The organism is Micromonospora sp. NPDC023814 (genome assembly GCF_040639595.1).
In the GTDB taxonomy this organism is placed as follows: domain Bacteria; phylum Actinomycetota; class Actinomycetes; order Mycobacteriales; family Micromonosporaceae; genus Micromonospora.
The window spans coordinates 31,103-47,359 of the sequence record NZ_JBFAAF010000023.1; the positions used below are offsets into that span (position 1 = coordinate 31,103).

General features: G+C 71.1%; 14 protein-coding genes. All 14 read left to right on the forward strand.

The window, feature by feature from the left end; translation table 11 throughout:
- The first annotated feature begins 15 nt into the window (after nt 1-15).
- The 14 genes from AB0G14_RS14955 (at nt 16) to AB0G14_RS15020 (ending at nt 16,160) form a co-directional block, all read left to right on the forward strand.
- The gene (locus AB0G14_RS14955) at nt 16-525 is read left to right on the forward strand and encodes a hypothetical protein (protein WP_357697511.1); all 510 of its coding nucleotides are present in this window, start codon (nt 16-18) and stop codon (nt 523-525) included.
- Nucleotides 526-643: 118 nt separating this feature from the next.
- Entirely contained in the window at nt 644-4,615 is a 3,972-nt protein-coding gene (gene eccCa / locus AB0G14_RS14960; RefSeq protein WP_357697513.1) for a type VII secretion protein EccCa, read from the forward strand.
- The gene (locus AB0G14_RS14965) at nt 4,612-6,726 is read left to right on the forward strand and encodes a hypothetical protein (protein ID WP_357697515.1); all 2,115 of its coding nucleotides are present in this window, start codon (nt 4,612-4,614) and stop codon (nt 6,724-6,726) included. Before eccCa ends, AB0G14_RS14965 begins: the two co-directional genes overlap by 4 nt.
- Before the next feature lie 118 nt (nt 6,727-6,844).
- Entirely contained in the window at nt 6,845-7,111 is a 267-nt protein-coding gene (locus tag AB0G14_RS14970) for a hypothetical protein (RefSeq protein ID WP_357697517.1), read from the forward strand.
- A complete protein-coding gene (locus AB0G14_RS14975) occupies nt 7,099-7,230 on the forward strand; it encodes a hypothetical protein (protein WP_357697519.1) in 132 nt (43 codons plus the stop codon). The genes AB0G14_RS14970 and AB0G14_RS14975 overlap by 13 nt, the downstream gene beginning before the upstream one ends.
- Nucleotides 7,231-7,345: 115 nt before the next feature.
- Nucleotides 7,346-7,801: a WXG100 family type VII secretion target gene (locus AB0G14_RS14980; RefSeq protein WP_357697521.1), complete on the forward strand. Its 456-nt coding sequence runs from the start codon at nt 7,346-7,348 to the stop codon at nt 7,799-7,801.
- A gap of 259 nt (nt 7,802-8,060) precedes the next feature.
- Nucleotides 8,061-9,440, forward strand: a complete 1,380-nt coding sequence (gene eccD, locus AB0G14_RS14985) for a type VII secretion integral membrane protein EccD (protein WP_357697523.1) — start codon at nt 8,061-8,063, stop codon at nt 9,438-9,440.
- A gap of 1 nt (nt 9,441) precedes the next feature.
- On the forward strand, nt 9,442-10,773 hold the full coding sequence (gene eccB / locus AB0G14_RS14990; protein ID WP_357697525.1) for a type VII secretion protein EccB: 1,332 nt from the start codon (nt 9,442-9,444) through the stop codon (nt 10,771-10,773).
- 117 nt (nt 10,774-10,890) lie between these two features.
- Nucleotides 10,891-11,208 (forward strand): WXG100 family type VII secretion target, encoded by a 318-nt coding sequence (locus AB0G14_RS14995; protein ID WP_357697527.1) that lies wholly within the window; start codon nt 10,891-10,893, stop codon nt 11,206-11,208.
- 69 nt (nt 11,209-11,277) lie between these two features.
- Nucleotides 11,278-11,565 (forward strand): WXG100 family type VII secretion target, encoded by a 288-nt coding sequence (locus AB0G14_RS15000; protein WP_357697529.1) that lies wholly within the window; start codon nt 11,278-11,280, stop codon nt 11,563-11,565.
- Nucleotides 11,566-11,771: 206 nt separating this feature from the next.
- Complete coding sequence (locus AB0G14_RS15005) at nt 11,772-12,143, forward strand: hypothetical protein (RefSeq protein WP_357697531.1); 372 nt, start codon at nt 11,772-11,774, stop codon at nt 12,141-12,143.
- 2 nt (nt 12,144-12,145) lie between these two features.
- On the forward strand, nt 12,146-15,334 hold the full coding sequence (locus AB0G14_RS15010) for a hypothetical protein (RefSeq protein ID WP_357697533.1): 3,189 nt from the start codon (nt 12,146-12,148) through the stop codon (nt 15,332-15,334).
- A gap of 65 nt (nt 15,335-15,399) precedes the next feature.
- Complete coding sequence (locus tag AB0G14_RS15015) at nt 15,400-15,822, forward strand: YbaB/EbfC family nucleoid-associated protein (protein WP_285789051.1); 423 nt, start codon at nt 15,400-15,402, stop codon at nt 15,820-15,822.
- Nucleotides 15,819-16,160: a hypothetical protein gene (locus AB0G14_RS15020; RefSeq protein ID WP_357697536.1), complete on the forward strand. Its 342-nt coding sequence runs from the start codon at nt 15,819-15,821 to the stop codon at nt 16,158-16,160. Before AB0G14_RS15015 ends, AB0G14_RS15020 begins: the two co-directional genes overlap by 4 nt.
- The last annotated feature ends 97 nt before the right edge of the window (nt 16,161-16,257 follow it).

Consider the following 16,257-nt stretch of genomic DNA (forward strand, 5'->3'; position numbering starts at 1 on the left):
GAAGGTGCCCGAAAGATGTCGGCAGTGAGTATGAGCGGTACGTGGCAGATCACCGTGGTGAGCAAGGAGTCCCTCTTCGCGCAGCGGCTGGTGTTCTCCGGCGACGTGCAGAAGACGCTCGAACTGGGGGCCGGGATGTCGGCGTCGGCGAGCGGGCGGCGCTGGCGGCTGCGGTTCGAACACAACCGTGGGGACGGCGTCTGGCGGCCGAACGTCTCGGTGGAGGCGGGGGCCATCGTCCGGTGCGGCAACGAGTTCCAGCGGTTGATCGCGACGAAGGACGTGTTCTGGAGTGGTGACCGTGCACACGACGACCTGAAGCTGCTGCTCACCCGGCCGGCGTCGGGGGGTGCGCCGGAGGAGGGCGTGGGCGGGGTGCCCTTCGCCGTCGGCGTCGACCTGCAGGGGATGCCGGACATGCCGGTGCTCCCGGCGATGGACAGCGCGGATGCGACGCCGGAGCGGCTGCGGTCGTACGATCGGCCGGGGTCGGCGGGAACGCCCCTGCGGAGACGGTCGTTCTGACCGTCGCCGCCCGCCGGCTCGCCCCAGCCGGCGGGCGGCGTCTCGCGGATCTCGCGGTGCGGAAAGTATCGATCCCGATCCCGGTCAACTTTTTCCGGCTCGCAGCCGTGTAACGGATGTGAGCACCAGACCTTTCCGGCGGCCGGCCCGCCGCAACGGACCCGAGCTACCGCACGGCGAGATCACCCTGCAGGAGCCCCCGGTCGTTCCGGAGGTCCAGCCCGCCGGGTTCCGCTCGCTTGGCATGATCCTGCCGAGCCTGCTGATGACCGGCGGGTTCATGTTCATGATGATGAGCAACTCGCTCAGAGGCCCGATGGGCCTGGTCATGCTGGTCATGATGGGCGGCGGCATGCTGGCCATGGCCGTGTTCCAGATGACGATGAACAACGGCAACCGCAAGCAGCAGATCAACGGCGACCGGCGTGACTACTTCCGCTACCTGTCGCAGACCAGGGCGCAGATCCGCCAGTACGCGGCGGAGCAGCGGGACGCGCTGGCCTGGCGGCACCCCGACCCGGAGTCGCTGTGGTCGCTGGCGATGACCAGTCGGCTGTGGGAGCGCCGGCCGACGCATCCGGACTTCGGCGAGATCCGGGTCGGCACCGGCGCCCAGCGGCTCGCGGTGCGGATGACTCCGCTGGACACCAAGCCGGTGGAGGACCTGGAACCGGTGTGCGCCAAGGCGCTGCGCCGGTTCATCAAGGCGTACACGACCGTGCCCGACCAGCCCGTCGCGCTGTGCCTGCCCGGCTTCGCGCACGTGCGGATCAGTGGCGACCGGGACGTGGCGCGGGGCATGGTGCGCGCCATGCTCGCCCAGTTGGCCACCTTCCACGCCCCGGACGAGCTGCGGCTGGCCCTCTGCGTCGGCACCGAGCAGGCCGGACAGTGGGAGTGGGCCAAGTGGCTGCCGCACGCCAAGCACGCCACCGACGTCGACGTGGCCGGGCCGGTACGCCTCCTCGGCCCCACCCTGGAAGAGGTGGAGCGGCTGCTGGGCGCGGAGTTCGCGGGCCGCTCCCGGTACGACGGCGACGCCCAGCCCTCCCGTGAGGAACCGTTCGTCGTGGTGGTCTGCGACGGCGGCGTCATCCCGCCGGGCGCCCGGCTGACCGTCTCCGGGTACCGCAACGCCGTCCTCGTCGACTTCGACGGCAGTGGCCTCGCCGACGGGGACAACGTGCTCAACCTGGAGGTGTCCGCCACCGACGTGGACATGATCGAGAAGGACCACGTGGGCCGGGAGGTGCGTACCCGGCTCGCCGCACCCGACCACCTGGATGTGCCCCGGCTGCGGACGCTGGCCCGGATCATGGCCCGGCACGCCACCAAGGTCACCGGCGAGCAGCCGGCCAGCGGGCTCAACGCCGTCCTCGACCTGCCCGACCTGCTGGACATCCCCGACCTGGACACCTTCGACCCGCGCGCCCGGTGGGAGGCCCGCTCGCCCGCCGACCGGCTGCGGGTGCCCATCGGGGTGGCCGCCGACGGCTCCCCGATCGAGCTGGACATCAAGGAGTCCGCCGAGGGCGGGATGGGGCCGCACGGCATGCTGATCGGCGCCACCGGCTCGGGCAAGAGCGAGCTGCTGCGCACCCTGGTGCTGGCCCTGGCCGCCACGCACTCCTCGGAGACTCTCAACTTCGTGCTGGTGGACTTCAAGGGCGGCGCCACCTTCGTCGGGCTGGACCGGCTGCCGCACGTCTCCGCGCTCATCACCAACCTGGCCGACGAGGCCGCGCTGGTCGACCGGATGCAGACCACCCTCCAGGGGGAACTGGTACGCCGCCAGGAACTGCTGCGCAGCGCCGGCAACTTCACCTCGGCGCGCGACTACGAGAAGGCCCGCGCCCAGGGCGCCGAACTCGACCCGCTGCCCACCCTGTTCGTGGTGGTGGACGAGTTCAGCGAGCTGATCGCGGCCAACCCCGAGTTCATCCAGCTGTTCGTGATGATCGGTCGGCTCGGCCGTTCGCTCGCGGTGCACCTGCTGCTGGCCTCGCAGCGCCTGGAGGACGGGCGCATCCACCAGTTGGAGGGCCACCTGTCGTACCGGATCGGGCTGCGGACCTTCTCGGCGATGGAGTCGCGGGCCGTCATCGGCGTACCCGACGCGTACGAGCTGCCGGGCGATCCGGGCAACGGATACCTGCGCTCCAGCGTCACCAGCATCACCCGGTTCCGGGCCGCGTACGTGTCCGGCCCGCACCGGGTTCGCAGCACCGGGCTGCACCGCGAGGTGATCGCCAGCCAGGTGGTCCCGTTCACCGCCGGGGCCGCCGCGCCCGCCGTCCCGGCGCCGCGCCCGCCCTCGGAGCCGGCGCCGGACGAGTCGACCGACACCGGCACGATCGTGCTGCACGCGCTGGTGGACCGGCTGGTCGACCAGGGTCCGCCGGCACACCAGGTGTGGATGGCGCCGCTGGAGGACGCGCCGACCCTGGACGACGTGCTGCCGCCGCTGCTGCCCGACCCCGAGCACGGGCTGCGTCCGATCGACGCCGGCCAGGGGTACCTGCGGGTGCCGGTCGGCCTCATCGACAAGCCGTTCGAGCAGATGCGCGACCTGCTCGTGGTGGACCTGTCCGGGGTCGGTGGGCACGTGGGCGTGGCCGGCGGACCGCAGAGCGGCAAGAGCACCCTGCTGCGGTCGCTGGTGTGCGGGCTGGCCCTGACCCACTCGCCGCGACAGGTGCAGTTCTACTGCCTCGACTTCGGCGGCGGTTCGCTGACCGGGTTGACCGGCCTGCCGCACGTCGGCGGGGTCGCCGGCCGGCACCAACCGGAGCGGGTGGGCCGCACGGTGGCCGAGGTCCGCTCGATCCTCGTCGAGCGGGAACGGCGCTGCGCGGAGCTGGGCATCCACGGCCGGGACGCCTACCGGCAGGCGCAGGCCGACGGGCGCATCCCGGAGGACCGGTTCGGCGACGTGTTCCTGGTCGTGGACGGGTGGTTCGTGCTGCGCCAGGAGTTCGAGCCGGCCGAGGAGATGGCCCGGGACATCGCGGCCCGTGGCCTGAACTACGGGGTGCACGTGATGATCACCATGGGCCGCTGGTCGGAGCTGCACATGTCGATGCGGGACAAGGTCGGAACCCGCCTCGAACTGCGCCTGGGCGACCCGGTGGAGTCCGGGATCGACCTGCGGGCGGCGGCCCAGGTGCCCCGTCGCCCCGGCCACGGGCTGACCGACGCGAAGCTGCACTTCCTCGGCGCGCTGCCGCGCATCGACGGCGTCCAGTCGGCCGAGGGGCTCGCCGCGGCCACCGAGCACCTGGTGTCCGCGGTGGCGGACAACTGGACCGGGGAACGCGCCGCCGCGGTACGCACCCTGCCGGCCTCGCTGCCGATGGCCGAGCTGCCGGCGCCGCAGGGGGCCCGCATCGCGCTCGGTGTGGACGAGGACCAGCTTGCGCCGGTGTGGCACGACTTCCGGCTGATGCCGCACCTGACGGTGCTGGGGGACACCGAGAGCGGCAAGACGAACATGCTGCGCCTCATCGCCCACTCGATCGTCGCCAGCCACACTCCGGCCCAGGCGCGCATCATGGCCGTCGACTACCGGCGGCAGCTCTTCGACGACGTACCGGCCGAGTACCGGCTCGGCTACTCGGTCTCGGCGGACAGCACCCGGGACACCGCCGCCGAGGCGCTGGCCGGCCTCCGGCCCCGGGTTCCCGGCCCCGACATCACCCCCGAGCAGCTACGCGCCCGCGACTGGTGGTCCGGCCCCGCACTGTACGTCCTGGTCGACGACTACGAACTGCTCGCCGGGCCCGACAACCCGTTGGCCCACCTGATCCCGTTGCTGCCCCAGGGCGGCGACATCGGGCTGCACGTGGTCGTCGCGCGGGCCGCGGCCGGGGCGATGCGGTTGTCGATGGACCCGCTGCTGCGGCGTATCCAGGAACTGAACACTCCGGACGTGGCGCTGTCCTGCCCGCCGACGGAGGGTCCGCTGCTGGGTAACATCAGGCCGCGTCCGCTGCCCCCGGGTCGGGCACTGCTGTGCACCCGGCGCGGCGGCCGGTTGATCCAGACGGCACTGGTACCCGGGCCCGTGGTGCCCGCGGGGGCCGACCGATGACCCGCACCGCCACCCGCCCGCGCCGTACGCCCACCCCACCGGCCCGCACCGCCGAGCCGGCTGCGGCGGGCGGGCCCGCTGAGGCCGCCGGGCACGCTGCGGAATACGCGGCGGCCGGGCCGGTCGAGCCCGCTGCGAGGTACGCGGCGGCCGAGGAACTGGCCCGGCGGCTGCGGGCTCTGGCCTGCCTGCCCGGACCGTCCGCCTCGCCGACCGCCTGGCCCTGCGACACGGGGCTGCTGGACTGGCTCCGTCGGATGACCTACCCCGCCCTGTACACCTGGGCGGCCGAGGAGAGCCTGGCGCGCCGCTGGATCGGCGGCGATGTCTTCGGCTCCCGCCGGCTGTCGCCGGCACCGGAGTTCCTCGCCGGCACCGACCTACGCCGTCTCGCCCCGCACCTGGTCGCGCCGCTGTTGCGGCGGGTGAGCATGACGCGACCGGCCCCCAGTGCTGCCGACCTGGAGCCGGCGGCCCTCGCCGCCGACGCCGGCCGGGTCAGCACGTTCCGGCGCGACGGGGCCGCCCGGCTCTGGGGCCAACCGGAGCACGCGCCACCGCTTCCCGACATCACCACCATCCCGCACGTCGTGCACGGCATCTGGCTCGGCCGGCCGCTGCCCGAGTCGAACGGCTTCTGGACCAACTACGGCGCGGCGGCCGACAGCTACGCCGGCCAGGTCGACTTCGTGCTGTGGACGGACATCCCACGGGCCCGCTTCGACGCGGCCCGCGCCACCCCGCCCGCTCCGGCCGGCCGACCCGATCCGCTGGCCCCGGTACGCGCCCTGCTGACCTGGGCCGACAGCCACGGCATCCACCTGGTGAGCGTGGCCGAACTGTTTCCCGCGAACGCGCCGATGACCCTGCACAGCCCGTACGCCCTGGAGCTGAACCGGGGGCTGCCGCAGGGTTTCGCGGCGGCCAGCGACCACCTGCGGGTCGAGGTGGTGCACCGGTTCGGCGGCCTGTACGCCGACGGCGACCTGCACTTCCTCCCGGACGCCGCGCTCGGGCCGCACGAGCGGGCCGACAGCCCGGCGGACGAGGGGGCCGGCAGTCCGGCGGACGAGGCAACCGGAAGCCCGGTAAGTCAGGGCACCGAGGGCCCGCCGGGTGGTGGGTACCGGCTGTTCCGTGGCCGGTGGCACGGGCCGCCGGAGGCGGACGGGCCGGCCCGGCTGCCGGAGCTGTTCGACCGGGTCGCCGCGTCGACGTACGGGTTCACGCTGCACGCGCTCACCGACGAGATCGTCCTCAACGACGTCATCCTGGCCCCGGCGGGGCATCCCGCGCTGGCGTTGTGGCTGGAGGGCGCGCGGTACAACTACCTGCGCGACCCGCGCGACCTGTACGCCGCCGACGCCCCCCAACCGGCCGGCTCGGACCCACCGGCCGACTCGGACCCACCGGCCGGCTCGGATCCATCGCCCACCTCGGACCCGGGGGCCGGGTCCGACCCGCCGGTCGCGGGGGCGTCCGGGTGGCGGGGGGAGCCGGCCTCCTGGACCTGGGCGGTCACCGCCATGCGTACCGGGCGGGTGCACCACTGGCTGCTGGCCCGGCTGGGCATCGGCGCGGCCGACCTGGTCAAGCCGGCGCCGGCGGTACGCGGGCACAGCGAGCTGAGCTGGCTGCCGCCGGTCGACGGCCAACCGCCCGTCGCCTGTCCCGATCCGGACCCGCTGCCGACCCTGGTCGCCTGCGTGGACCTGCTGCGCTGGCAGCACCTGTCGCGTTCCGGGGACCTCTGCCTCACCACGGTCGCTCCACTGGTACGCGGGCTGCCCGAGCCGGACACCGCGTGGACCGCGCTGCTGCTCGCGTTCGGGCACCTCTCCACCGACCTCGGCCCGGTCACGTCGGTCACCGACCGGCGACGCAACCAGGACCAGACCCTCGACGTGGTGGTACTGCCGCCCGAGGCGGAGGCGCTGCTGGATCGTGCCGCGACACCGGCCACCTGGTTCGGTTCCGGTGCCCACTCCGGCGATGTTGAGGGAGCCGGACCGCAGGGCGCCGGCCGGGAGTACTGGTTCCTCGGCGAGCGCACGGTCCCGGCCCGGCTGCTGCCCGCCGGGCCGGGACTGGTCCGGCCGGAAGGGCGATGAGGCCGCCGGGTGCCCAACCGATCCGCCGTCGTGGCCCGACCCACCAGGCGAACGTGGCACAGGCGGCCACATCATCCACCTTCCGGCGACGCGCGCCGGATGACGAATAAGGAGAGTCATGGCAGAGACACAGGCCGGATACGTCGTGCCCGGCATCAAACTGGACTCGATCGTTGCCGACGAGGCGACCATCACCGGCATGGTCAAGGCGTTCGCTCAGGCCCAGATCGAGGCCAGGGACAGCCACTCGAACGTCGTGGCCGCAACCGAGGCGCTGATCCGCTCGTGGTCGAGCGACACGGCCCGCCGCAGTTCCTTCAGGCCGTTAAGCAGTGGCTGGCCGGCTTCCGGAAGGTCCAGCAGGGCCTGGACATGCTCAACCTGAACATGCAGCAGTACGCGCAACTGACCACGACGACCGAGGACGACAGCGCCATGCAGGCCGGCAGTTGGGCCCGGGAACAGCCTGTCCCCGGTCTGTCGCGGGTGCTTTACAGAGGGTGACTGCCAGATGGACGTCTTCCGCTGGGTCGGCGCCGGCCCAGCGGAAGACGTCCGGCCTGAGCGCTCACGTCACCCCCTTCCGGCGACGCGCGCCGGATGACAGACAAGGAGAGTCATGGCAGAGGCACAGGCCGGATACGTCGTGCCCGGCATCAAACTGGACTCGATCGTCGCCGACGAGGCGACCATCACCGGCATGGTCAAGGCGTTCGCTCAGGCCCAGATCGAGGCCAGGGACAGCCACTCGAACGTCGTGGCCGCCAACCAGGCGCTGACCCGCTCGTGGTCGAGCGACGCGGCCGCGCCGAAGTTCCAGGAGGCCGTCAACAACTGGCTGGCCGGCTTCCAGAAGGTCCAGCAGGGACTGGACATGCTCAACCTGAACATGCAGCAGTACGCGCGCCTGACCACCACGACCGAAGACGACAACGCTATGCAGGCCGGCAATTGGGCCACGCCGGCCAGCTGCGAAGAGCCCCTTACCCCTCCAAGGCAGTGGTGGATCCTCGGTGATCCCGGAGAGCCCCTTCCCCCTGACACGCGGTGGGTCTGGGGTCATCCCGGCGAATAGCCCCTTCCCCCTCGCACGCGGTGGGTCACCGGTCATCCCGGCGAATTCAGGAGCGGCATGGTTGTCCAGAAGCCGTTCGCCCCACTCGGACGGACCGACGGTGAATGACCTGGCTCCGGCGGCGTCCAGCTGCCGAAACCGGACGCTGCCGGGCTGTCGCACGGTCCCGGCCCGGGTGCTGCCCGCCGCCCGCAGGCAACATCCGGGACGGACAGAAAAAACTTGTGAACTCCCGTGACCATGCACACGTGTTCGGGATATGAGCGCCGAGCGCGGGGAACTCTGCCGACTGCTGGTCGTCGGACCGACCAGCCAGGTCGACGTGAGTCTGCCCACCCACATCCCGTTGGCTGACATGATGCCGGCCCTGTTGAGCGCGCTGGGACCGGACCTCGCCGATCGTGGGCTGGAGCACAGTGGCTGGATCGTGCAGCGGCTGGGCGGACCGGCCTTCGACGAGTCGCGCACCGTCGGTGACCTCGATCTGCTCGACGGCGAGGTCGTGCACGTACGCCCGCGTACCGACCAGATTCCGCCGCTGGCCTACGACGACCTGGTCGACGGCGTCTCGGCCGGCATCCGCAAGCGGTCCGGGCTGTGGCGTCCGCAGACCACGCGGGTCACCGCCCTGCTGCTGTTGGGCGCCTGGCTGACCGCCTGGCTGGCCGCCGCGCGGATGTGGCCGGCCGCGTCCCGGAACCCGGCGCTGCTCGCGGCGATGGCGGCGATGTGCTTCGTCGCGGGCTTCGCGGTGGTACGCAAGCTGGCGGACCGGGCCACGGCCGGCATCCTGGGGGCCGCCAGCGTGGTCGGTACGGTGGTCGCCGTGCTGGAGGCGGTCGCCGGTGCCCCCGTACCCCGGTTGATCTTCCTGGGTGCCACCGCCGGCACCGTCGCCGCCTTGCTGGTGGCCGCGTTCGTCTTCCCACGCACCGGCTGGCGGCAGGTCACCGTCGGCCTGCTGGCGGCATGGCTGCTGGTCGTCGCCGCGGTCGCCCTGCACACCAGGGCCACGCTGGACTGGACCACGATCGCCGCGATCACGGTGGTCGTCACCACGGCGCTGCGTCCGGCGGTACCGTGGGCCGCCTTCAAACTCGCCGGGTTCGCCCTGCCGGAGATGCCCGTCGAGCCGGCGGACCTCCAGAAGGACATCGACCCGGAACCGGCCGCCGGGGTGCTCACCCGGGCCGCCGCCGCCGACCAGTTCATGACCGCCCTGTACGCGGCGCTCGGACTGGTCTCCGGGACTGCGATGGTGTGGCTGGCGGCGGCGCCCGGCTGGGCCGCACCGCTGGCCGCCTGGCTGGCCGCCGTCGCCCAGATCCTGGTCACCCGACCGATGACGAGCATCTGGCACCGGGTGGCGCTGGCCGGTCCGGCGTTGGTCGCCGTGGCGACCTGGTGCCTGACCGCGCCCACGGACCGGAGTCCACTCGCCGCCCAACTGGCCATCGGCTGCTGCCTGCTCCTGGCGGTGGCGTGCGGCGTGGCCGCGCGGATCCCGGTCGGCCGGCGGTTCAACCCGATCTGGGGTCGGATGGGCGACCTGGCGCACACCGCGATGGTGGCCGCCCTCGGGCCGACCGTCGTGGTCATCACCGGCCTGATCGACGTGATCCGGGCGCGGGTGGGCTGACATGTCGTCGCGTCGTGACCAGGTGGACGCCCAGCGGTACATGATGACCCGGGTGACCGGCGCGCTGGTGCGGGCCGAGCCGGAGACCGCCGAGTCCCCGACCCGCCGGGACCGCACCGGCACACTCGCCGGTCTCGTGTTCGGGATCCTGCTGCTGGCCGGGGTCGCGATCTGGGCGCTGTTGCCGGGATCGGGCTCGACCAGTTGGCAGCAGCCACGGATGTTGGTGGTGGACGCCTCGACCGGGGCGCGGTACGTGCTGGTCGACGGCCAGCTGCGCATGGTCAACGACGTGGCGACGGCCACGCTGCTGGCCGGCGGTCGACTCACCCCGGTCACCGTGTCCTCGGCCAAACTCGCCAAGGTGCCGCAGGGCCCCGCGGTGGGCATCCCGGCCGGGCCGCAGGTGCTCCCCGCGGCCAACCGGGTCAACCAGGGCGTGTGGCGGGCCTGTAGCCGGGACACCGGCCGGGTCGTGCTCGACGTCGACGTGCCGGCGGCCCCCGATCCGCTCGGCGAGGGGCAGGCGCTGCCGGTCACCGCGGGCGGCAAGACCTACCTGCTGTGGGGCGGGCGGCGGCTGCTCCTTCCCCAGCCGTGGATGGCCGACGTGCTGGGGCTGGGGCTGCTCGCTCCGGTACCGGTGGCGACCGCCTGGCTGGAGTCGATCCCGCTGGGCGGCACGGTCGGCCCGCCGAAGGTGGCTCGGGCCGGCAGCGCAGGCCCGAAGGTGGCCGGCCGGCCGACGTCGATCGGCCAGATGTTCGCCGTGGACATGGGCAACGGCACGGTCGGTCACTACCTGATGACCGCCGACGGGCTGGCCCCGCTGACCGAGACCGAGTACCGGTTGCGGCGGGCCACGCCGGGCGCGGCCACGGAGACCGCCATCAGCGCGGCCGATCTGGCCGTCGCCGGCCAGCGCAGCCCGGTGCGCCCGCTGACCACGCTGCCGGCCACCCCTCCGGCACCACCGTCCATGCCCGAGGACGCCGTGGTCTGCGTGGAGTACGCGGGCCAGGTCGGCGAGAAGCCGACGGTCGTCGTGGCCAGTGGGACCGGCATGCCGACCGGCGGCAGCGGCGGGAAGACCGCCTTGACGGTACGGGTGCCGTCGGGCGGGGGAGCGCTGCTGATGCCCCCGGCTGACGCCGACACCGACCGGTGGCGGCAGCAGGGCCTGCTGGTCAACGAGCGGGGGGTCGCCTACCCGATCATGGGCGGCGACGTCACCACCCTGGGCTACTCCCTCAACCAGGCGGTGGTCATGCCCACCGCGCTGGTCGCGATGTTGCCTCCCGGGCCGGCGTTGGTCCGGCCGGAAGGGAGGTGAGGCCGCGGGGTACCCGAACGTCCCGCCGAGCGGCCCGCCCCTCCGGGCGGACGAGGCGGATACGAGCACACGTCCCACCTATCGCAACAACACGACCGATAGAAGACAAGGAGAGTCATGCCAATCAACAGGCAGGGAATTGTCGCCGATGAGGCGACCATCAAGAACATGGTCATGGCGTTCGGCCATGCGCAGGCCGAGGCCAAGGACAGCCACAACAACGTCACGGCCGCCAGCAACAACCTGTCCGCCCAGTGGCAGAGCGACGCGGCCGCGCCGCGGTTCCAGCAGGCCGTCCAGCAGTGGCTGAACGGGTTCATGAAGGTCCAGCAGGGCCTGGACATGCTCAACGACAACATGCAGCAGTACGCGCAGCTGACCACCACGACCGAAGACGACAGCGCCCTGCTGTCCGGTGGCTGGGCCCGCGGCTGACCGCCGAGCCCTCACCTGTAGAAACCGGGCCGACGAAACCCGGACCGACGAACGACAAGGAGGCCGAGAATGGCCAACTACAGCATCAACCCCGGCGCGGTTCAGAACGTCGCCGACGAAATGGCCAGGGAGACCCGCCAGCTTGACCAGTCGCTGGCGACCCTCCAGGTCTCGGTGGGTAGGTTCACCGAGGCCAACAACGGTCAGGCGCCGGAGGCCTACAAGGCCGCCCAGGCGCTGTGGAACCAGGGCCAGCAGGAGATGAGGGTGGCCCTGTCCGTGGGGCAGGCGCGCCTTCAGGAGATCAACATGAACTACCAGCACGGCGACAACCGGGGCGCGGCCATCTTCAGCTAGCACCCCGCCGAACCTGACGCCGCACGAGGCCGGGACGGCAATCCTGCCGAGCCGATACCGGGTCAGACGTACCGGTCCACCGCACCGTCGGGTGGACCGGTGCGTCTGACCCGCCGCCGTCCACGGACTCACCCCGACCTCGGTTTTCGTCGGGTGCGGACAGCCGAGTCCCGCTGACCCGTCTCCATCGAGAGAGGAAAGACACGATGAAGAACATCGTCATCAACGAGAGCTACCTGCGGAAGCTGCACGGCACCTACACCAAGCAGGTCGACGAGATCGACCTGATGTACGGCAAGAACTACCCGTACGGCTCCCTGCCGGATTCCACCGTCGACATCACGAAGCAGTTCAAGCTGCGCCTCGGCCCGAAGGGCTTCACCGAGGCGGAGGATCTGACGGGGGCGATCGAAGTCGTCCGGGCCGGCCTGGCCAACCGGCTCAAGGGCGCGCGAACCGAGCTCAACAACCTGGAGCACGGCATCAAGTTCCTGCTGGCCGACTCCGACGCCGTCGAGCAGACGAGCACGCTGAGCGCCGAGCAGTTCGAGTACTTCATGCCCAAAGCCGGGGGTTAGTCATGGCGAACACCGCGACGTTCGAGGATGCCCTGGCGAGCATTCTGGGGCTGGTGCTCGGCGGTGGAGAGGGCGGGGAAAAGGCTTCCATCAACGACAACTTCCGACCGCGGACCATCAAGGGCCCCGGTTACTGGCTGATCACCCAGACGAGCACCCTCAAGTCAAACGTGCAGGGCGGGTGGATGCCGGAGTACAACAAGGACGCGGTCACCTTCTACCGGTGGAAGCAGAAAGGGGTGTACAAGCACATCACCCGGGTGACGGTGTGGGTGGGCGTGACCAGCCGGGACGACACCCAGAAGCAGGAGCGCAACACCACCGACCCGGGGAACTCGACCAACCCCGACGGCAACCCGGTCGTCTCGCTCGGCAACGCGTGGGAGCGGATGATCGCCGACCTGCCCAAGGTGGCCGGGCCGAACAAGGCGTTCGACCCGGACTCGATCGGGTCGGTCCGCGAGATCCTGGCCAACCTGACCACCCACGCGCTGGGGATCTCGAGCGAGCTGACCGATCAGGTCAAGTCGGTGAACGCCAAGAGCCCCGACTTCAAGGGCTCCGCCGAATCAGCCTGGCGGCACCGGGTGCAGGAGGCGAACAAGTACCTCGCGGACATCATGCCCCAGGCCAAGCAGTGGGACACCTCGCTGGCCCAGGTCGAGCAGGCCATGAGGGACTTCATCACGGCGGTGGCCGACACCTTCGAGAAGTGGTCCTCGATCCACCCGGCCGGCATCTGGCAGCACCCGTACCGGGTCATCGCCCAGATGTTCAACGAGAGCACGCTCGAGTACGGCGACCTGCACGACGGCCAGTCGAACGCCTGGGACCTGGGTCAGCAGTACGCCGAGACCGGGGACGAAGCGGGATCGGAATACCGTGGCACCAAGTACGGTGGCTCGGACGCGGGTATCGTCACGTGGACGCCGCCCGCGTGGGTGAAGTACCACCCGTTCGACGCGTTCAGCATCCCCGAGTGGAACAAGCTGGACCGGCATCTGCGCCAGATGTGGGCCGACAACGCCCTCAAGACCTTCGAGCCGGCGATACTCGCGGCGAAGAAGTTGGTGTCGGTGTTCGCCGAGGCGCGCAACCCGATGAGCATCACCGACCCGAAGCCGGTGCCACCGAACCCGATGCCCAACGACGTGGGGATGCCCAACGGCGGCTTCGCCAACAACCCGTTCGGGAACATGGGTAACCCCTTCGCCAACTGGGGCAACCCGTTCGCGAACATGGGTAACCCCTTCGCGAACATGGGCAATCCGTTCGCGAACGTGGGTAACCCCTTCGCGAACATGGGCAATCCGTTCGCGAACGTGGGTAACCCGTTCGCGAACGTGGGAGCCAACTTCGGCAACCCGTTCCCCAACGGCGGCGGCGTGGGTAACCCGTTCGCCAACGGCACCGGTGGCGGTGCTTTCATGCCCGCCAGCATGATGCCCAACTCGGGCGCCGGTGGTGGTGCGGGTAATCCGTTCGCCAATGGCTTGGGTGGTGCCTTTGGCGGTGGCGCGGAGAATCCGTTCGGTGGTGGCGCCGGCGGCGGCCTTCCCACCGACCTGAAGGTCAAGTCGGGCATGCCGTCCGAGGGTGGTGGCGCGGGTAATCCGTTCGCCAATGGCTTGGGTGGTTCCTTCGGTGGTGGCGCCGGCGGCGACCTTCCCGCCAGCATGATGCCCAACTCGGGCGCCGGCGGTGGTGCGGGTAATCCGTTCGCCAATGGCTTGGATGGTTCCTTTGGTGGCGGCGCGGAGAATCCGTTCGGTGGTGGCGCCGGCGGCGGCCTTCCCACCGACCTGAAGGTCAAGTCGGGCATGCCGTCCGAGGGCGGTGGCGCGGGTAATCCGTTCGCCAATGGCGGCTTGGATGCTGTGGTTGGCGGCGGTGGCGCGAGCGGCCTTCCCCCCATTCCGGCCCCCAAACCGGTCACCCCGTCTGCCGGCGGTGGCCTGGAGAATCCGTTCACCGGTGGTGGCGCGGGCAGTTCCCTGCCGACCAGCAATCTCGGGATCAACCGCAAGCCGTCCGGGCCGCAGTCGTTGGGTGACCTGACGCCGTCCCAGTTGGAGCAACTGGACAAGGCCGGGCTGCTGGACGATGTGCCGCTGACGGCTGAGCAGGCTGACTACCTGCGGAAGAACGGTCTGTCGCCGGGCGGTGCGACGAATCTCGGTCAGCTCAGCCCGGATCAGCTCGACGCGTTGGATCGCGGCGGGCTGCTGGACGAGACCCCCCTCACCAACGACCAGCGGGCGAAGCTCGGCCTGAACGGGCCGCAGTCGTTGGGTGACCTGACGCCGTCCCAGTTGCAGCGGCTGGACGGGGCGGGGCTGCTGGACGACGTGCCGCTGACCGCTGAGCAGGCTGACCACCTGCGGAAGAACGGTCTGTCGCCGGGCGGTGCGACGAATCTCGGTCAGCTCAATCCGGATCAGCTCGACGCGCTGCAACGCGGCGGCCTGCTGGACGATGTCCCGCTGTCGCCGGAAGAGCGGGCGAAACTCGGGCTGCCGCCCAACCCGTCGGGGAGTTCCGGCGGGGGTGGGTCCGTGCCGGGCCTGGACGCGGGCAGGTTGCCGTGGCCCGACACCGGGCCGTCGGCACCGATTGACCGGAGTGCGTTCCCGACCACGGTCGACGGTAAGGACGTGTCGCCGAAGCCGGGTATGACCGGGAGCACCGCCCCTCCGGCACTCGGCGACGTCACGAGACCCGGCTCGGCCAGCTTCCCGCACGTTCCCGGGGTGCAGGTCGGCACCGGGGGTCTGTCGGCGGTGCCGGGCGTATCCGGCTCGCCCGGGGCGCTGAACCCGGACAAGCTGGGGGTGCCCGTCGGAGGCCCGGTCGGGACCAACCTGAATACAGGCCCGGGTGCCGGTGCTGGTCTCCCGCAGCCCGGCGGGGGCGGTATGCCGGGCGGTGGGATGCCGGGCGGTGGGATGCCGTTCATGCCTCCGATGATGCCGGGCATGGGTGGCGCACCACATCAAGGGCAGGACCGTGATCGCCAGCGCAGCACCTGGTTGAAGGAGGACGAGAAGGTCTGGGGCACCGACCCCGACTGTGCGCCCGCGGTGATCGGCCGGCGCGGTCGGGACACCCGGGTCGAGGACGACGAGTTCGGCCTGCCGGTCGACGAGCGCCCCGGCAGCCAGGATGAACGCCGCCGGTACCGGGGCCGTTAAACACTGTTGCACCGAAGTGAACCCAGGCCGCAGGTCAGCCGTGGGATAGAAGAGGAGGTAGTCGGATGAGCATGTTGGGCGACGAGGAACTGTTGGCCGAGATGCGGGCGGCCCTGAAGGACGTCGACGAGGCGGCCGACCGGGTACGCCGGCGCGTGGCCCGGGCGCAGACCACCGTGGAGGACAAGAAGAAGCTGCTGTCGGTGACCGTGGGTGGCCACGGCGAGCTGACCCGGATCACTTTCAACGGGGACGCCTACCGGCGACTCGCGCCAGCCGAGCTGGCCGACCTGATCGTGACGACGGCACGTACCGCCCGCGAGAAGGCCCAGCGCAAGACGATGGCCGGCACCGCCGAGCTGACGCGTCACCTCACCGGCCTCGACGACGCCGCGCAGTCGGCCGGGAGCATCGAGGAACTTGTCGAGGGCATCGCCAGCATGGTTTCCGGCGGTGCCGACCGGCGGACCGGGCCGGCGGCGTCATGAGCGGGCAACGGATCGAGCACCACGGGGATATTCTGCTCCAGAATGTGCCGGCGGTGCTCCAGTTCAAGGACCACCTGATCAGCACGGTGGACCCGGTGCGCCAGATCGCCGAGTGCCGGTGGGCGGCCGGCGTCCCCGCGGACGACGAACTGAGCCTGCAGGCCGTCGCGGCCGTGCAGCAAGTGCTCGCGGGCATCGTGCTCATGGCGTACGCCAAGCTGGCTCAGGCGGCCGGATTCCAGGGCGAGAAGTTGCACAACGTTTTCCGTGTCGGGGAGAACACCGAGGCCACCATCAACGAAATGGTCCCGGACATGAGCGGTGGCGCGCGGGGTTGATCCGCGGAGACGAGATGGCCGAGGGCGGGGGCGGTGGTCTGCACCGCTGAGTGATTCGCACTGAGCGACCAGGGGCAGGGAACGGAGGCGTTGCGCG

What these genes read in the sequence shown, in the direction of transcription:
- AB0G14_RS14955 (WP_357697511.1), top strand. Translation starts at nt 16, where the DNA reads ATGTCGGCAGTGAGTATGAGCGGTACGTGGCAGATCACCGTGGTGAGC.
- AB0G14_RS14965 (WP_357697515.1), top strand. Translation starts at nt 4,612, where the DNA reads ATGACCCGCACCGCCACCCGCCCGCGCCGTACGCCCACCCCACCGGCC.
- AB0G14_RS14970 (WP_357697517.1), top strand. Translation starts at nt 6,845, where the DNA reads ATGGCAGAGACACAGGCCGGATACGTCGTGCCCGGCATCAAACTGGAC.
- AB0G14_RS14975 (WP_357697519.1), top strand. Translation starts at nt 7,099, where the DNA reads ATGCTCAACCTGAACATGCAGCAGTACGCGCAACTGACCACGACGACC.
- AB0G14_RS14980 (WP_357697521.1), top strand. Translation starts at nt 7,346, where the DNA reads ATGGCAGAGGCACAGGCCGGATACGTCGTGCCCGGCATCAAACTGGAC.
- eccD (WP_357697523.1), top strand. Translation starts at nt 8,061, where the DNA reads ATGAGCGCCGAGCGCGGGGAACTCTGCCGACTGCTGGTCGTCGGACCG.
- eccB (WP_357697525.1), top strand. Translation starts at nt 9,442, where the DNA reads ATGTCGTCGCGTCGTGACCAGGTGGACGCCCAGCGGTACATGATGACC.
- AB0G14_RS14995 (WP_357697527.1), top strand. Translation starts at nt 10,891, where the DNA reads ATGCCAATCAACAGGCAGGGAATTGTCGCCGATGAGGCGACCATCAAG.
- AB0G14_RS15000 (WP_357697529.1), top strand. Translation starts at nt 11,278, where the DNA reads ATGGCCAACTACAGCATCAACCCCGGCGCGGTTCAGAACGTCGCCGAC.
- AB0G14_RS15005 (WP_357697531.1), top strand. Translation starts at nt 11,772, where the DNA reads ATGAAGAACATCGTCATCAACGAGAGCTACCTGCGGAAGCTGCACGGC.
- AB0G14_RS15010 (WP_357697533.1), top strand. Translation starts at nt 12,146, where the DNA reads ATGGCGAACACCGCGACGTTCGAGGATGCCCTGGCGAGCATTCTGGGG.
- AB0G14_RS15015 (WP_285789051.1), top strand. Translation starts at nt 15,400, where the DNA reads ATGAGCATGTTGGGCGACGAGGAACTGTTGGCCGAGATGCGGGCGGCC.
- AB0G14_RS15020 (WP_357697536.1), top strand. Translation starts at nt 15,819, where the DNA reads ATGAGCGGGCAACGGATCGAGCACCACGGGGATATTCTGCTCCAGAAT.